13 protein-coding genes are annotated in these 15,378 nt (G+C 63.0%); 4 read left to right on the plus strand and 9 right to left on the minus strand.

Annotated features, from left to right (window positions below; genetic code table 11):
- Positions 1 to 146: 146 nt before the first annotated feature.
- Entirely contained in the window at positions 147 to 1,361 is a 1,215-nt protein-coding gene (locus JK232_RS05320; RefSeq protein ID WP_072926439.1) for an MFS transporter, read from the minus strand.
- A gap of 269 nt (positions 1,362 to 1,630) precedes the next feature.
- Between JK232_RS05320 and ushA the strand changes: the two genes are divergently transcribed.
- Positions 1,631 to 3,268 carry a bifunctional UDP-sugar hydrolase/5'-nucleotidase UshA gene (ushA, locus tag JK232_RS05325; RefSeq protein ID WP_241506078.1) on the plus strand — a complete coding sequence of 546 codons (1,638 nt, stop codon included), beginning with the start codon at positions 1,631 to 1,633 and terminating at the stop codon, positions 3,266 to 3,268.
- Between the two features lie 40 nt (positions 3,269 to 3,308).
- Here the strand turns inward: ushA and ybaK are convergent, their stop codons facing one another.
- The 3 genes from ybaK to copA form a co-directional block, all read right to left on the minus strand.
- The gene (ybaK, locus tag JK232_RS05330) at positions 3,309 to 3,791 is read right to left on the minus strand and encodes a Cys-tRNA(Pro)/Cys-tRNA(Cys) deacylase YbaK (RefSeq protein ID WP_072926436.1); all 483 of its coding nucleotides are present in this window, start codon (positions 3,789 to 3,791) and stop codon (positions 3,309 to 3,311) included.
- A gap of 260 nt (positions 3,792 to 4,051) precedes the next feature.
- Positions 4,052 to 4,867, minus strand: a complete 816-nt coding sequence (locus tag JK232_RS05335) for a TraB/GumN family protein (RefSeq protein WP_072926435.1) — start codon at positions 4,865 to 4,867, stop codon at positions 4,052 to 4,054.
- Between the two features lie 113 nt (positions 4,868 to 4,980).
- Positions 4,981 to 7,743, minus strand: a complete 2,763-nt coding sequence (gene copA, locus JK232_RS05340; protein ID WP_212588906.1) for a copper-exporting P-type ATPase CopA — start codon at positions 7,741 to 7,743, stop codon at positions 4,981 to 4,983.
- Between the two features lie 106 nt (positions 7,744 to 7,849).
- Between copA and cueR the strand changes: the two genes are divergently transcribed.
- Positions 7,850 to 8,281, plus strand: coding sequence for a Cu(I)-responsive transcriptional regulator (gene cueR, locus JK232_RS05345; RefSeq protein ID WP_072926431.1), 432 nt, complete (start codon positions 7,850 to 7,852; stop codon positions 8,279 to 8,281).
- 3 nt (positions 8,282 to 8,284) lie between these two features.
- On the opposite strand, the gene JK232_RS05350 is transcribed toward cueR, so the two are convergent.
- The 5 genes from JK232_RS05350 to tesA form a co-directional block, all read right to left on the minus strand.
- Complete coding sequence (locus tag JK232_RS05350; protein WP_212588907.1) at positions 8,285 to 8,740, minus strand: NfeD family protein; 456 nt, start codon at positions 8,738 to 8,740, stop codon at positions 8,285 to 8,287.
- A gap of 2 nt (positions 8,741 to 8,742) precedes the next feature.
- Positions 8,743 to 9,648, minus strand: coding sequence for an SPFH domain-containing protein (locus JK232_RS05355; protein WP_072926428.1), 906 nt, complete (start codon positions 9,646 to 9,648; stop codon positions 8,743 to 8,745).
- A 203-nt stretch (positions 9,649 to 9,851) separates the two neighbouring features.
- Positions 9,852 to 10,709, minus strand: a complete 858-nt coding sequence (locus JK232_RS05360; protein WP_072926426.1) for a co-chaperone YbbN — start codon at positions 10,707 to 10,709, stop codon at positions 9,852 to 9,854.
- Positions 10,710 to 10,782: 73 nt separating this feature from the next.
- Positions 10,783 to 11,562 carry an SDR family oxidoreductase gene (locus JK232_RS05365; RefSeq protein ID WP_072926424.1) on the minus strand — a complete coding sequence of 260 codons (780 nt, stop codon included), beginning with the start codon at positions 11,560 to 11,562 and terminating at the stop codon, positions 10,783 to 10,785.
- Positions 11,563 to 11,590: 28 nt separating this feature from the next.
- Entirely contained in the window at positions 11,591 to 12,226 is a 636-nt protein-coding gene (gene tesA, locus JK232_RS05370) for a multifunctional acyl-CoA thioesterase I/protease I/lysophospholipase L1 (protein WP_165698446.1), read from the minus strand.
- Between tesA and ybbA the strand changes: the two genes are divergently transcribed.
- Together ybbA and ybbP are read left to right on the plus strand one after the other, a co-directional pair.
- The gene (gene ybbA / locus JK232_RS05375; RefSeq protein WP_072926415.1) at positions 12,197 to 12,883 is read left to right on the plus strand and encodes a putative ABC transporter ATP-binding protein YbbA; all 687 of its coding nucleotides are present in this window, start codon (positions 12,197 to 12,199) and stop codon (positions 12,881 to 12,883) included. The genes tesA and ybbA overlap by 30 nt on opposite strands.
- Positions 12,880 to 15,312, plus strand: a complete 2,433-nt coding sequence (gene ybbP, locus JK232_RS05380; RefSeq protein ID WP_212588908.1) for a putative ABC transporter permease subunit YbbP — start codon at positions 12,880 to 12,882, stop codon at positions 15,310 to 15,312. The genes ybbA and ybbP overlap by 4 nt, the downstream gene beginning before the upstream one ends.
- Positions 15,313 to 15,378 lie beyond the last annotated feature (66 nt).

The raw sequence follows: 15,378 nt of genomic DNA on the forward strand, positions 1-15,378 counted from the left end.
ATAGATTGCATTCAGTAACAAAATAACACGTTTAGGCACAAGATGATCCCTGCGCGGGATTTATTACAAAAATTTCTCACAAAGAGGGGTGCAGAAGGGAAAACAGCGGCCGGAAACAGGGCTCCGGCCGCCGGGAAACGTGCGGTTTAACGGGAGTTAAGATCGGTATTTGGCAAAAACAGCGTCAAAATGCCGAGCAACGGCAGGAAGGCGCAAAGTTGGTAAACCAGTTCAATGCTGGTGTGATCCGCCACATAGCCCAGCACCGCCGCACCCAGCCCGCCCATACCGAACGCCAGCCCAAAGAACAGCCCGGACACCATCCCGACTTTGCCGGGGATCAGCTCCTGGGCATACACCAGAATCGCCGAAAATGCCGAGGCCAGGATCAGGCCAATGATCACCGTCAGGATGCCGGTCCATTGCAGGTTGGCGTAGGGCAGCACCAGCGTAAAGGGTGCCACGCCGAGGATCGAGGCCCAGATGACCCGCTTGCGCCCAATCCGGTCGCCTACCGGCCCGCCGATAATGGTGCCCGCCGCCACCGCCAGCAGGAATGCGAACAGATGGTACTGGGCATTCTGCACCGACAGCCCGAATTTATGCATCAGGTAGAAGGTGTAATAGCTGCTCAGGCTGGTAAGGTAAAAATATTTCGAGAACACCAGCACCATCAGAATCAGCATGGCAAACGCCACGGTGCGCCCCGGCAGGCGGTTTACCGCAGCGGCCGGGCGCGCCTTGCTGACGCGGTGCTGTTGCTGGTACCAGCGGCTGATCTGCAACAGCATCACGATGGCCAGCAGCGCCGCCAGCGAGAACCAGGCCACATGGCCTTTGCCGTACGGGGCGATCACCAGCGCGGCCAGCAACGGCCCCAGCGAACTGCCGAAATTCCCGCCGACCTGAAACAGTGATTGCGCCAGCCCGTGCCGCCCGCCGGAGGCCATCCGCGCCACCCGTGACGATTCCGGGTGGAACACCGAGGAACCGGTGCCCACCAGCGCCGCCGCCAGCAAGACCATGCCGAAACTGTGCGCCGCCGCCATCAGCAGCAGCCCGCACAGGGTAAAGCCCATGCCGATCGGCAGTGACCACGGCTGCGGGTGTTTATCGGTATAGAGGCCGATCACCGGCTGTAACAAGGAGGCGGTAAGCTGGTAGGTGAGGGTAATCAGCCCAATCTGGGTGAAGCTGAGGGCAAATTCATGTTGCAGCAGCGGGTAAATCGCCAGGATCAGCGACTGGATCATGTCATTCAGCAGGTGCGACACGCTGATTGCCGCCAGAATCGAGAACGCGGTGCGTTTGATGGCATCGCCGCTGGGTGCCTTGCCGGTCACCCCGGTTTGCTCGGTCATGCAGGGTCATCCTTATTCTTATTACTTATTCTTGTGACGACAGGCGTTGCAGGGGGCGCCCGGCCGGTGAAAAAATCACCGTTATCTTAATCAGTCGCTTGCGTGAATACCACAACGGACATATTTTGACGTGATTGGCAATTTCCGGACATCAGCAGTGCTACCCTCAGCCCGGTAGTGGGGGGGGAGAACAACAGACAGGGCGCGCAACGTGCCGCTGGCGCAGTTCCATTGATTATCATTAGGGAGTGTTCATGCGTTCATTGACAATGACGGCCGCCGCAGTGATGGCCGCCACGCTGGCGGCTCAGCCTGCCATCAGTTATGCCTGGGAAAAAGACAAAACCTACGACATCACCATCCTGCACACCAACGATCACCACGGCCACTTCTGGCAGAACGCCTATGGCGAGTATGGGCTGTCGGCGCAGAAAACCCTGGTGGATGCGATCCGCAAAGAGGTCGCAGAGCAAGGCGGCAGCGTGTTGCTGCTCTCCGGTGGGGACATCAACACCGGCGTGCCGGAGTCTGACCTTCAGGACGCCGAACCCGATTTCCGCGGCATGAAAATGATCGGCTATGACGCGATGGCCATCGGCAACCATGAATTTGATAACCCGCTGAGCGTGCTGCGCCAGCAGCAGAAATGGGCCGGCTTCCCGCTGCTTTCCGCTAATATCTACCAGAAAAGCACCAATACCCGGCTGTTCCAGCCCTATGCGATTTTCCAGCCGCAAGGGGTGAAGATCGCGGTGATCGGCCTGACCACCGATGACACCGCCAAAATCGGCAACCCGGAAAACTTCGCCGACATCGTGTTCCACAAACCGGCCGACGAGGCAAAAGTGGTGGTGGAGGAATTGCGTAAAACCGAGAAGCCGGACGTGATCATCGCCGCGACCCACATGGGCCACTATGACGACGGCCACCACGGCTCCAACGCACCGGGCGATGTGGAGATGGCGCGCAGCCTGCCGGCCGGCTATCTCGACATGATTGTCGGCGGCCATTCGCAAGACCCGGTCTGCATGGCGGGCGAGAATAAAAAGCAGGTCGATTATGTGCCCGGCACCCCCTGCGCGCCTGACCGCCAGAACGGTACCTGGATAGTGCAGGCGCATGAGTGGGGCAAATATGTCGGCCGGGCTGATTTCACCTTCCGTAACGGCGAATTTACCCTTAAGCATTACCAGCTGATCCCGGTCAACCTGAAGAAAAAGGTTGAGAAAGCGGACGGCAGCAGTGAGCGCGTCTATTACACCCAGGAGATCGCGGAAAACAGCGACATGCTCAAATTGCTGACGCCGTTTGAAAACCAGGGCAAGGCGCAGCTGGAGGTGAAAGTCGGCAGCGTCAACGGCCACCTGGAAGGCGACCGCAGCAAAGTGCGCTTTGTGCAGACCAACCTGGCGCACCTGCTGCTGGCCGCGCAGAAAGAGCGGGCAGGGGCGGATTTCGCGGTGATGAGCGGCGGCGGCATCCGTGATTCGATTGAAGCCGGGGACATCACCTACAAAGACGTGCTGAAAGTGCAGCCGTTCGGCAACACGCTGGTGTATGTCGATCTCAAGGGCAGCGAGGTCGGGCGCTATCTGGCGGCGGTGGCCAATATGAAAGTTGATTCCGGTGCGTATGCGCAGTTTATCGATGTCAGCCTGACGGCGGACGGCAATGGCGTCAGTGATGTCACCATCAACGGCCAGCCGTTGCAGGCGGACAAAACCTACCGTATGGCGACGCTCAGCTTTAACGCCACCGGCGGTGACGGCTACCCGAAAATCAGCGATCACCCCAGCTACGTGAACACCGGCTTTGTGGATGCGGAAGTGCTGAAACAGTACATCCAGACCCATTCACCGCTGGATGCCGCCGCATATGCGCCGAAAGGCGACATCCTCTACAAATAACAGAACGCCCTGAGCAGCCTGCGGGCGCAGGCTGGTCAGGTCAGGGCGACAGCCTGGCGATATCCGCAAATACGCCGTTCAGCAGCCGTTGTAAATCCTGCGGGGCCAGCTCAATGTCCAGCCCGCGTTTGCCGCCGGAGACATAAATAGTGGAGAACTGCTGCGCCGGGCTGTCGATCACCGTGGGCAACCGTTTTTTCTGCCCCAGCGGGCTGATGCCGCCCAGCAAATACCCGGTGGTGCGCTGCGCCAGTTCCGGGTCCGCCATTTCTGCTTTCTTCGCGCCCAGCGCTTTCGCCACTTTCTTTAAATCCAGCTGGCCGGCCACCGGCGTCACCGCCACCGCCAGCGCTTTGGCATCGCCGTTCAGCGCCACCAGCAGTGTTTTATAGACCTGGCGGGCATCCAGCCCCAGTTTGCGTACCGCTTCATCGCCAAAATGGGTGTCATGGCTGTCATGCTCATAGGGGTGAAGGGTGAATTTCACTTTCTGTTTTTCGAGAAATTTAATCGCCGGTGTCATCGTCTCCTCCTGAGGGCCGGTGCCGTGAAAAACATGGCCTGGCGCGGGTAATAAAAAAGTGCAGGGTAATGGTTTGATTCGCCGCCGGAAATCAACCGGCATTCGGTCGCAGGGCCGGAAAGCGCATGAAGGCGGTTGCAAACTGCGTCATCGGGTTGATACCCTAGCGCCGCCGGTTCCGCCCCTGGGCGGGCCGAAGCCCATAATGAATAAAAAAGTCATTCCTCTTTGACGGCCAATAGCGATATTGGCCTCTTTTTTTAGCCCGCACCACTGCCCGCTTTCAACAAATCCGGCAAGTTCCCCTCGCCATACAGATGCAACGCCCCGACGGCCACCACATAGTGCCCGGCCGGAAGTGCCGCCAGTTGTTGCTGCCAGCGCTGGTTACGCTGGTGCATCAGCACGTCATACAGATCGTTGCTGAAGGTTGAAGGCAGCGCTTTACTCCGCGCCCTGGGGGAATTGTCCATCCACCAGCCCATCATGGTCTGCAACAGCCGGGCATTGGTGTGCCAGTGGGTCAGGGTATCTTCCAGCAGCATCAGCCCGTCCTGCGGCAGTTGCAGCAACAGGTCCACCTGCTGCTGCGGCCCCTCCAGCTCAATAATGCGTGTGTGCTGGGTGTGGGCGGCAGCGATCAGCTGGTAGTCGACGCCATACTCCGGCCGCAGGCCGAGCTGTTGTGCCTGCCGGGCCTGCAACATCAGCGCCACCTGCCAGGCGGGCAGCGGGTCAAGCTGCGCCTCATTGGCGGAGAGGGTGTCACAAATGGCGAGGAAGCGCTGGTACTGGGCGGCCGGCAGGCGCTCGGCCAGCGGCGGTTGCGGCACCGGCTCGCCAAACGGCGACTCACTGCCGCTGATGTCCGCCTCCACAATCAGCGCATCCGCTGTTTTCAGCCGCGCCAGCAGGGTTTCCGGCAACGGGGACATGTCCATGGTGCCCATATGGATGCTGCCCACCAGATGCAAATGGCGATCGCCCGGCAGGCTGAGGTCAATGGCCGGATAGGCGTATGCCATCGGCGAAATCAGGCCGAGAAACGTGGCGAGACGGTACAGCATGTTACCCATACAACGAGGCTCCCAATCAATCAGGGTTCCATGCTACCCGCTCGCGCCGCGCAGGTGTAGGGGGATTAGGCTGAATTCGCAGGCCGGCCGGGCAGGGCGCCCGGCCGGAACCGCTATTTCTGCCGGGCAGAAGGTTCAGAGGGTGAGGTTTTGGGGGTGAAACGCAGCAGCCGGTTGGCGTTGGCCACCACGGTAATGGACGAGAGCGCCATCGCCGCCCCGGCAATCACCGGGCTGAGCAGCGCGCCGGTGAACGGGTAGAGCACCCCGGCCGCCACCGGGATCCCGAGGCTGTTATAGATAAACGCACCCAACAGGTTCTGCTTCATATTGCGCAGCGTGGCGCGGGAGAGTTCAATCGCGTCAGCCACGCCGGCCAGCGACGGGCGCATCAGGGTCACTGCGGCGGACTCTATCGCCACGTCACTGCCGCAGCCCATCGCGATGCCGACCTCCGCCTGCGCCAGCGCCGGGGCGTCATTGATGCCGTCACCCACCATCGCCACCCGGTGGCCCGCCTGTTGCAGGCGCAGGATGGCGTCAGCTTTGCCGTCCGGCAGCACCCCGGCGATCACCTGATCAATCCCGGCTTCGCGCGCAATGGCCGCCGCAGTGTGCGGGTTATCCCCGGTCAGCATCACCAGCCGGTAGCCTTGCTGGTGCAGGCGTTGCAGCGCCTGCGGGCTGTCGGCCCGCAGCGGGTCGCGCAGCGCAAACAAGGCGGTCGCTTTTCCGTCCACCGCCAGCAGCACCGGCGTGGCACCCTGCGTGGTGTGCTGTTGCAGGGCGGCCTCCAGCGCGGTGATGTCCACCTGTTGCTGCGCCATCAATGCCGGGTTGCCAAGCAACAGCGCATGGCCTTCCACTGTGCCTTGCAGCCCCAGCCCGCCCAGCGTGCGGAAATCTGTTGCCTCCGGCAGGGACTGCTCACCGGCGCGTGCCAGGATCGCCTGCGCCAGCGGGTGATGGGACCCCTGCTCCAGTGCGGCTGCCCAGCGCAGCGCCTGAGCATCAGCGATGCCGTTTACCGTCTCAATGTCGGTGAGGGTGGGCTGCCCCTGCGTCAGGGTGCCGGTCTTGTCGAACACCAGCGTGTCGAGGGTGCTGGCTTTTTGCAGGGCGTCCGCATCACGGATCAACACGCCCAGTTCCGCCGCGCGGCCGACCCCGGCGATAATCGACATCGGCGTCGCCAGCCCGAGCGCACAGGGGCAGGCGATGATCAGCACGGTGGTCGCGACCACCAGCATATAGATGCCCTGCGGGGCAGGGCCGAACAGGTACCAGAGCAGCGCGCTGAACAGGGCAATCAGCACCACCACCGGCACAAATACTGCCGAGATCTTATCCGCCAGCTGGCCGATTTCCGGTTTGCTGCTCTGCGCCTGCCGCACCAGCCGGATAATGCGCGCCAGCGTGGTCTGGTTGCCGACGGCATCCGCGCGGAACACCACGCTGCCGTCAGTGACTTGCGTCCCGGCATGCAGGCGTGCGCCCGCGGCTTTGTGTTGCGCCACCGGCTCCCCGGTCAGCATGGCTTCGTCTACCCAGGCTTCGCCGCGCACGATGTCACCGTCTACCGGAACCCGGTCACCGGTGGTCAGCCGCAGCGCCATTCCGGGCTGTACCTCCGCCAGCGGCAGCGTGCGTTCGCCCTGATCGTCCACGACCCGTGCGGTGGGCGGGGTCAAGTCCAGCAGCCGCTCCAGCGCCTGGGAGGATCGCTGGCGCGCACGTTGTTCGAGGGCATGGCCGAGGTTAATCAGGCCGATGATCATCACGCTGGCTTCGTAATAGAGATGGCGCGCCTGCGGCGGGAAATGCTGCGGCCACAGGTTGACGATCATTGAGTAGATCCAGGCCGCGCCGGTGCCCAGCGCGATCAGCGTATCCATGGTGGCGCTGCGGTGGGTCAGGCTCAGCCAGGCGTTACGGTAGAAATGCCCGCCGGCGATGCACATCACGGCCAGCGTCAGCACCCCGACCATCAGCCAGTTGCTCTGGTTCTGCGCGGTGACCGACATCGTGCCGCCGAACAGCCCCCAGGCCATCAGCGGAATGCCCACAGCCAGCGCCAGCGCCGCCTGCCAGCTGAACCGCCGGAATGCGGCACGGCTGGTCTGCTGCTGGCGTTCGCGCCGTTCGGTATCATCTTCGATAATTTCCGCGCCATACCCGGCCGCGGCCACGGCAGCGATTAACGCCGCCTGGTCCGGCTTACCGGTGACCAGCGCACTGCGATCGGCGAGGTTTACCCGCGCCTGCTCCACGCCCGGCACCTGTTGCAGGGCCTGATGGACTTTACTGACACAGCTGGCACAGCTCATGCCGCTGATAAGCAGAGGGTAGCTGTGTGTGTCTGCCGCCTGCGGCGCATCAGCCAGCGGGGCGGCCGGGGCCGGAACCCTGTTCTGAGCCGCCGCCGTGGGTTCCGGCAGGGAGGGTGCTGCATCGGGCAGCGGCTCAGTTTTTGGGTGGCTGCTCTCCGCTGCGTGATAACCGGCCTCCGTCACTGCGGCAATCAGCACTGCCGGGTCGGCCTCGCCAAACACCCGCGCGCGATCCAGCGTCACCTCTGCCATCTCCACGCCCGGCACGGCACTTAACGCTTTTTGCACCGCCCCGATACAGTGGCCGCAGCTCAGCCCGCTGAGGGTGAGCTCAGTGTCAGCCTGGTCAGCCAGCGTGGCGTGATACCCGGCCTGTTCGATGCTCTGGATCAGCTGCCCGGCCGGGGCCGTGCCGCTGACACGCGCATAATGCAGCCCGACATCGGCCGCCGTGACGTCCGGCAGCGCATCCAGCGTGCTTTGCACGCGCTTCACGCAGTGCTGGCAGCTCAGCCCGTTCAGGGCGAGCAGGGTAGTGGTGGTCATAATCTCCTCCTCTCACCGGCCACCGGGCCGGTATGATAAGTGTACGGGTATGCCGACTTGTGACAGAATAAACCTTCCAGTAACAGGAAGGTCAAGGGGCAGCAAGATGAACATCAGTGACGTGGCGAAAAAAACCGGCCTGACCAGCAAGGCCATCCGTTTCTACGAAGAGAAAGGGCTGGTCACCCTGCCGGCGCGCAGTGAGAACGGCTACCGCAGTTACAGTGTAAAACATATCGAGGAGCTGACGTTGCTGCGGCAGGCACGGCAGGTCGGGTTCACGCTGGATGAGTGCCGGGAACTGCTGGCGCTGTTCCATAACCCGGATCGCCACAGTGCGGATGTCAAAGCGCGGACGCTGGAAAAGGCCGCCGAGATTGGGCGGCACATTGACGAGTTGCAGAAAATGCAGGCGCGGCTGCTGGATCTGGCGGCGCAGTGCCCTGGCGATGCCGGGGCGAGCTGCCCGATTATTGACACCCTGATCGGCAACGATAGCGCGCCCGGCTGCTGCCGCCCCGCGGCCCCTCAAGCGTAGCGATCAGCGTGGCGGCACGCGGCGCACTTCAAGCGTAATGCCCTCGACCGCCACCACTTCGACGTCATCACCCGGCTGTAACGGCTGGGCGCAGTGCATCCGCCAGCTGCTGTCACCGATGGTGATGCGGCCATACCCATTCTCCAGCGGCGTATGCAGCGTAGCACGGGTGCCGATCAGCTGTTCGCCGCGCCGGTTAAGCGGCCGGGCAGGGCGGGAGGCCGTACGGCGGGAGAGCCAGTACCACCAGCTTACCGCCGCCACCAGGGTCAGCAGGGCGAAAATCAGCGCCTGCATCTCCCAGCCCACCGGGATAATCCACACCAGCAGCCCGGTCAGCATGGCGGCCATGCCGCTCCAGAGCAGATAACCGCCGGCCCCCAGCATCTCCGCCACCAGCAGCAGGCCGCCCAGCGACAGCCAGAACCAATGGGGATGAATCACCAGCGTCTGCCACATCGTTATTTTCCTTTGGTTTCGCCCAGTAATTCCGCAATACCGCCAATCGATCCCATCAGGCTGGTGGCATCCACCGGCATCATGATCACTTTGCTGTTAGGCGCCGAGCCGATCTGTTGCAGCGCGTCGGTGTATTTCTGTGCGACAAAATAGTTGATCGCCTGGATATTCCCGGCAGCGATCGCCTCAGAGACCAGTTGGGTGGCCTGTGCTTCCGCCAGCGCCGCCCGTTCGCGCGCCTCAGCCTGTAAGAATGCTGACTGGCGCTCCCCTTCCGCTTTCAGGATCTGGGACTGCTTGTCCCCCTCGGCGCGCAGGATCGCTGCCTGCCGTACCCCTTCCGCCTCCAGAATATAGGCGCGTTTGGTACGTTCTGCCTTCATCTGCGCGTTCATGGAGTCAATCAGTTCAGCCGGCGGGCGGACATCGCGGATTTCAATGCGGGTGATTTTGATGCCCCACGGGTTGGTCGCCTCATCCACAATCTGCAACAGCCGGGTATTGATGTTGTCACGCTGCGACAGCATCTCGTCCAGCTCCATGGAGCCGAGCACCGTACGGATGTTGGTCATCGTCAGGTTCACGATGGCCAGCTCCAGGTTGCTCACCTCATAGGCGGCGCGCGCCGGGTCGATCACCTGGATAAAGCAGACCGCGTCAATCGAGACGTTGGCGTTATCACGCGAGATGATTTCCTGCGAAGGGATATCCAGCACCTGCTCCATCATGTTGATTTTACGCCCGATGCGATCCATAAACGGCACCAACAGGTTCAGGCCCGGCATCAGCGTTTTGGTGTAGCGGCCGAACCGTTCCACCGTCCACTGGTAGCCCTGCGGCACCGTTTTGACCCCGGCAAACACAATCACCAGCGCCAGCACCACAATAATCGGAATTACGGTAAACATAGTCACACTCCTGTCAGTCAGCCCGGGGGAACACCGGCGAAACCCTTTCGCCTTAGCCGGCGGATCATGAACCTGCCGTCAGGCACGGGCAAGCGCCCCGTGTTCACGGCGGAAAAAAACAGAAAAAGTGTATAAGAAGGGTGAGAACAGGGCAGGGAGCCGGCCGGAACAGCCGGCTCCGCGGATGATGGGACGGGGCGGAATCAGTAAAGCAGTGAATAGAGCTGACGACGGTATTTCGCCGCCAGCGCATCACCGGTGCCCAGCGCCGCGAGGATGTCCATCAGCGTTTTACGCGCGCCGCCGTTGGCTGCCGCCAGGTCTTTTTTCAGGAAGCCCATCAGCAGCTCCAGCGCCTCTTCATTGCGCCCGACCTGGTGCAGTTGCAGCGAAAGTTTCAGCGCCAGCTCGGCGTCTTCCGGGGCGTCAGCCATCTGCTGTTGCAGTTGCTGAATCTCCGGGGTGTCAGCCGCCTGCTTCAGCAGTTCGATCTGCGCCACCAGCCCCTGATAACGGGTGTCACGGTCCTGCAACGGCACCACCGCCAGCACCGCTTCGGCCTCGTCACTGCGGTTCAGCTGCAACTGGGTTTCCGCCAGCAGGAAGCCGATCTCGCTGTTCTGGTTGCTGAGCTGCCAGGCCTCTTTCAGCAGCGGCAGCGCCTCATTGTAACGCCCTTCCTGCATCAGCTCCGCCCCTTCGGCGGCTTTCAGCTCTTCCGGTTTCGGCAGCACTTTTTCCAGCAGGGCGCGTACCGCCTCCTCCGGCTGCGGCCCCTGGAAACCGTCTACCGGCTGGCCCTCTTTAAACAGGTAGACCGTGGGGATAGCGCGCAGGCCGAACTGGGAAGCGACCATCTGTTGTGCGTCACAATCCACTTTCGCCAGCACAAACTGCCCGGCGTAGTCGGCGGCCAGCCGGTCGAGCAGCGGGGTGAGCTCCTGGCAATGCGGGCTGCGCTCAGACCAGAAATAGAACAGCACCGGCACAGTCATCGACTGTTCCAGCGTCTGGTGCAGGTTGGCTTCGGTAATCTCTACAACTGTGGCTTGTGCTAGCATGGCATTCTCTCTCATCCGTTTTAACGGTAGATGGGGGCGGCCTGTGGCGCTTCAACCCCCCGGTCCGATTGATTTACCCGCCGCCGCCGCGCAGCAACATATCCAGCACCCGGCCCGGCAGCACCCGGCGCAGGAGGCCGAGCGCGTGGGCCACTAAGGTCACCGGGTAGCGCAGGCGGGCCGACGGACTCTCTAAAGCATGGCGCAATTTGGGCAATACCGCCTCCGGCGGCAGGGTGAAACGTGCGGCAATGCCCGGATTTTTGACCGGCTTATCGTGCTGTGACTGGTTGACGTTCTGGGTGAAGCGGGTACTCAGCGGGCCGGGTTCAATCAGGCTGACCTGAATGCCGGTGCCGTGCAGCTCCATGCGCAGGGTGTCAGACCACGCCTCAAGCGCGTATTTGCTGGCGGCATAGGCGCCGCGGCCGGGCGTGCTGACCAGCCCCATCACCGAACTGGTCTGGATGATGCGCCCCTCGCCGTGCGGCAGCATCGCCGGCAGCAGGCGCATGGTCAGCTGGTGGACGCCGAACAGGTTGCTGGCGAACTGCCCCTCGAGCTGGCTGCGGCTCAGGGTGTTGAGCGGGCCGTACACGCCGAACCCGGCGTTATTGAACAGGCCATACAGCCGGTTGCCGGTCAGCGCGATCACCTCATCGGCCGCGCGATCAACGCAGGCCGGGTCATCCAGGTCCAGCGCCAGGCTCTCAAACCCTAGCTGGCGCAGGTTGTCGACATCCTCTTCTTTACGGCAGGCGGCCAGCACCCGGTAACCGTGGTTGCGCAGCGCCTGGGCGGCAATCAGGCCGATGCCGCTGGAGCAGCCGGTAATCAGTACCGCTTTTTGCATAACTTTACCTGTTAAAGGGCCCTATTTTTCAAGACGCATGATTTACTAAAGGATTCAGGCGCTCAGCCATCCAGCCGGCAATAAACGGCTGGGCATCCCGGTTGGGGTGGAGGCCATCTTCCTGCATCCATTGTGGTTTGATCGCGACCTGTTCCATGAAAAACGGCAGCAGCGGCACGTTGTACTGCGCTGCCAGTGCCGGGTAGATAGCGTAAAACGCATCGCCGTAACGGCGCCCGTAGTTGGGGGGCAAGCGGATCTGCATCAGCAACGGCTGGGCGTCCGCCTGTTTCACCAGGGTAATAATCTTACTCAGGGTTTGCTGAATGTCTTGCGGCGCAAAGCCGCGCAGGCCGTCATTCGCGCCCAATTCAATCAACACCCAGCGCGGCTGGTGTTTTTTCAGCAGGGCGGGCAGGCGCGCCAGCCCCTGGGTGGCGGTGTCGCCGCTGATGCTGGCGTTCACCACCCTGGGTGCGCCGGGCGAGTCCTGCCACTTGTCCGCCAGCAGTGACGGCCAGGCGTTCTCAAGGGGAATGCGGTAACCGGCGCTTAAACTATCGCCTAAAATCAACAGGGTATCGGCAGCGGCTGCCCGTACACTGAATAATCCCAACAGCAAAAGGAAGGGAAGATGCCAGCGGAAAACGTTCTTGAAGTTCATCATCTTAGTAAACACGTCGGTCAGGGTGAGCACAGGCTTTCCATCCTTACCGGAGTTGACCTGCTTGTCAAACCCGCGCAGACCCTGGCATTGATTGGCGAGTCCGGTTCCGGTAAATCCACGCTGCTTGGGATCCTCGCCGGGCTGGATGACGGCAGCGAAGGCGACGTGCGGCTGCTGGGGCACTCCCTGCCCGCGCTGGATGAAGAGGGGCGGGCCGCACTGCGGGCGCAGAATGTCGGGTTTGTGTTCCAGTCCTTCATGCTGGTGCCGACGCTGAACGCGCTGGAGAACGTGCAGCTTCCGGCGCTGCTGCGGGGCGACAGCGACGCCAAAAGCCGCGAACAGGCGGGCCAGTTGCTGGAGCAGCTGGGGCTGGGGCAGCGTCTGACCCACCTGCCGGCGCAGCTCTCGGGCGGTGAACAGCAGCGGGTGGCGCTGGCGCGGGCCTTTATCGGCCACCCGAAAGTGCTGTTTGCCGATGAGCCGACCGGCAACCTCGACCGCCAGACCGGCGACCGCATTGCCGATCTGCTGTTCTCCCTGAACCGCGACTACGCCACCACACTTATCCTGGTGACCCACGATGCGCAACTGGCGGCCCGCTGCCAGCGCCGCCTGCGGCTGCGTGACGGCAAATTGCAGGAGGAAGCATGATCTGGCGCTGGTTCTGGCGCGAGTGGCGCGCGCCCTCGCTGTTGATTGTCTGGCTGGCGCTGACGCTGGCGGTGGCGTGTGTGCTGTCGCTCGGCACCATCAGCGACCGGATGGAAAAGGGGCTGAGCCAGCAGAGCCGCGATTTCCTGGCGGCTGACCGGGTGCTGCGCAGCGCCCACCCGGTGCCGGAGGGCTGGTTGCTGGAGGCGCGCCGGCAGGGGCTGACGGTCAGCCAGCAGATGACGTTCATGACCATGACCTACGCCGGGGACAGGCCGCAACTCGCCTCGGTGAAAGCCACGGATAACGCCTACCCGCTCTACGGCACGTTGCAGACTGACCCGCCGGGGCAGCGGGTGACGCCCGGCGAGGTGCTGGTCGCGCCGCGCCTGCTGGCGCTGCTGGATAAAAAAGTCGGTGACGCGCTCGATGTCGGTGACGCCACGCTGCGCATTGCCGGCATCGTGGTACAGGAGCCGGACGCCGGGTTTAACCCGTTCCAGATGGCCCCCCGGCTTATCATGCACATCAGCGATGCGGCGAAAACCGGCGCGATCCAGCCGGGCAGCCGCCTGACTTACCGCTACCTGTTTGCCGGTAACCCGGACGCGCTGGCGCGCTACGGCGACACCCTGAAGCCGCAACTCAAACCTGACCAGCGCTGGTACGGGCTGGAGGAGTCCGAGGGCGCGCTGAGCAAATCCCTGCAACGCTCCCAGCAATTCCTGTTGCTGTCGGCGTTGCTGACGCTGCTGCTGTCAGTGGCCGCAGTGGCGGTGGCGATGAGCCACTACTGCCGCAGCCGTTATGACCTGATCGCCGTGCTGAAAACCCTGGGCGCCGGGCGGCGTGCCTTGCAGAAACTGATTATCGGCCAGTGGCTCTCGGTGCTGCTGCTGGCGGCCGTGGCGGGCAGCGCCATCGGCAAACTGTTCGAATGGGGATTGATGCGCGCGCTGGCCCCGGTTCTGCCTGCGCAACTGCCGGCGGCAGGCGGCTGGCCGTGGCTCTGGGCATTGGGCGCGCTGGTGATGATCTCCCTGCTGGTCGGCCTGCGCCCTTACCGCCAACTGCTGGCGACCCAGCCATTGCGGGTGCTCCGGCGGGATGCGGTGTCCAATGTCTGGCCGCTGAAGTATTACCTGCCTGCCATTCTGTTGGTGGTGGTCGGCCTGCTGGCGTGGCTGGTGGGCGGCAGCCGGCTGCTCTGGTCGCTGCTGGCGGGCATCCTGGTGCTGGCGCTGCTGCTGGGCGTGATCGGCTGGGGCGGGCTGTTGCTGCTGAAGCGCCTTACGGTGCGGCAACTGGCGCTGCGGCTGGCGGTGAACCGCCTGCTGCGCCAGCCGTGGGTGACGCTGAGCCAGCTCGCGGCGTTTTCCATGTCATTTATGTTGCTGGCGCTGTTGCTGGTGATGCGCGGCGATCTGCTGGATCGCTGGCAACAGCAACTGCCGCCGGAAAGCCCCAACTTCTTCCTGCTGAACATGACGGAGGATCAGGTGCCGCCGGTGACGGCCTTCCTGCAACAGCATCAGGTGCAGCCTTCAACCTTCTACCCGGTGGTGCGGGTACGGCTGACCAAAATCAACGACGAGATCGCTACCGAACGGGTGAAAGAGAGCGATCCGGGCGGCGAGGCGGTGAGCCGTGAGCTGAACCTGACCTGGCAGAAAGAATTACCGGCGCACAACCCGCTGGTGGCCGGGCAGTGGCCGCCGAAAGCGGGGGAAGTCTCGATTGAACAGGGGGTGGCAGACCGGCTGGGGCTGACGCTGGGCGACCGCGTCACCTTCAGCGGCGACACGCAGGACTTCTCCGCCACCATCAGCAGCGTGCGCAAAGTGGACTGGGAGAGCCTGCGCCCCAATTTTTACTTTATCTTCCCGCCGGGCGCGCTGGACGAGCAGCCGCAGACCTGGCTCACCAGCTTCCGCTACCAGGGCGACAGCCGGATGCTGACCCAGCTTAACCGCCAGTTCCCGACCCTGAGCCTGCTCGACATCGGCGCGATCCTCAAGCAGGTCGGGCAGGTGCTGTCCCAGGTGAGCCGGGCGCTGGAAGTGATGGTGGTGCTGGTGATGGTGTGCGGCACCCTGCTGTTGCTGGCACAGATTCAGGTCGGGATGCGCCAGCGGCGACAGGAACTGGTGGTTTACCGCACGCTGGGCGCGGGCAAACGGCTGCTGCGCGGCACGCTCTGGTGCGAGTTCACGGTGCTGGGGCTGGTGGCGGGCGTCGCGGCGGCAGTGGGCGCAGAAGCGGCACTGTGGCTGTTGCAGACGCAGGTCTTCGATTTCCCGTGGGAACCGGATTTCATGCTCTGGTGGCTGTTGCCGTTGCTGAGTGCGCTGCTGCTGTCACTGTGCGGCGGCTGGCTGGGCGTGCGGTTACTGCGGGGCCGGGCGCTGTTCAGGCACTATGAGGGGTAAAAAAGAAGGGTAAAAGAGAAGGTAAACGCCAGGATGAAAACCGCGCCCCGGCCCCCTGCCAGGCGG

Origin of the sequence: Nissabacter archeti (assembly GCF_018257325.1) — a bacterium.
Taxonomy (GTDB): Bacteria; Pseudomonadota; Gammaproteobacteria; order Enterobacterales; family Enterobacteriaceae; genus Chimaeribacter; species Chimaeribacter arupi.

Excerpts from the sequence above, each read along its gene's own strand:
- JK232_RS05355 (WP_072926428.1), bottom strand. The coding sequence starts at position 9,648 with ATGTTTACCGTAATTCCGATTATTGTGGTGCTGGCGCTGGTGATTGTG.
- ybaK (WP_072926436.1), bottom strand. The coding sequence starts at position 3,791 with ATGACACCGGCGATTAAATTTCTCGAAAAACAGAAAGTGAAATTCACC.
- copA (WP_212588906.1), bottom strand. The coding sequence starts at position 7,743 with ATGACCACCACTACCCTGCTCGCCCTGAACGGGCTGAGCTGCCAGCAC.
- ybbP (WP_212588908.1), top strand. The coding sequence starts at position 12,880 with ATGATCTGGCGCTGGTTCTGGCGCGAGTGGCGCGCGCCCTCGCTGTTG.
- tesA (WP_165698446.1), bottom strand. The coding sequence starts at position 12,226 with ATGAACTTCAAGAACGTTTTCCGCTGGCATCTTCCCTTCCTTTTGCTG.
- JK232_RS05335 (WP_072926435.1), bottom strand. The coding sequence starts at position 4,867 with ATGGGTAACATGCTGTACCGTCTCGCCACGTTTCTCGGCCTGATTTCG.
- JK232_RS05350 (WP_212588907.1), bottom strand. The coding sequence starts at position 8,740 with ATGTGGCAGACGCTGGTGATTCATCCCCATTGGTTCTGGCTGTCGCTG.
- ybbA (WP_072926415.1), top strand. The coding sequence starts at position 12,197 with ATGCCAGCGGAAAACGTTCTTGAAGTTCATCATCTTAGTAAACACGTC.
- JK232_RS05365 (WP_072926424.1), bottom strand. The coding sequence starts at position 11,562 with ATGCAAAAAGCGGTACTGATTACCGGCTGCTCCAGCGGCATCGGCCTG.
- cueR (WP_072926431.1), top strand. The coding sequence starts at position 7,850 with ATGAACATCAGTGACGTGGCGAAAAAAACCGGCCTGACCAGCAAGGCC.
- JK232_RS05360 (WP_072926426.1), bottom strand. The coding sequence starts at position 10,709 with ATGCTAGCACAAGCCACAGTTGTAGAGATTACCGAAGCCAACCTGCAC.
- ushA (WP_241506078.1), top strand. The coding sequence starts at position 1,631 with ATGACGGCCGCCGCAGTGATGGCCGCCACGCTGGCGGCTCAGCCTGCC.
- JK232_RS05320 (WP_072926439.1), bottom strand. The coding sequence starts at position 1,361 with ATGACCGAGCAAACCGGGGTGACCGGCAAGGCACCCAGCGGCGATGCC.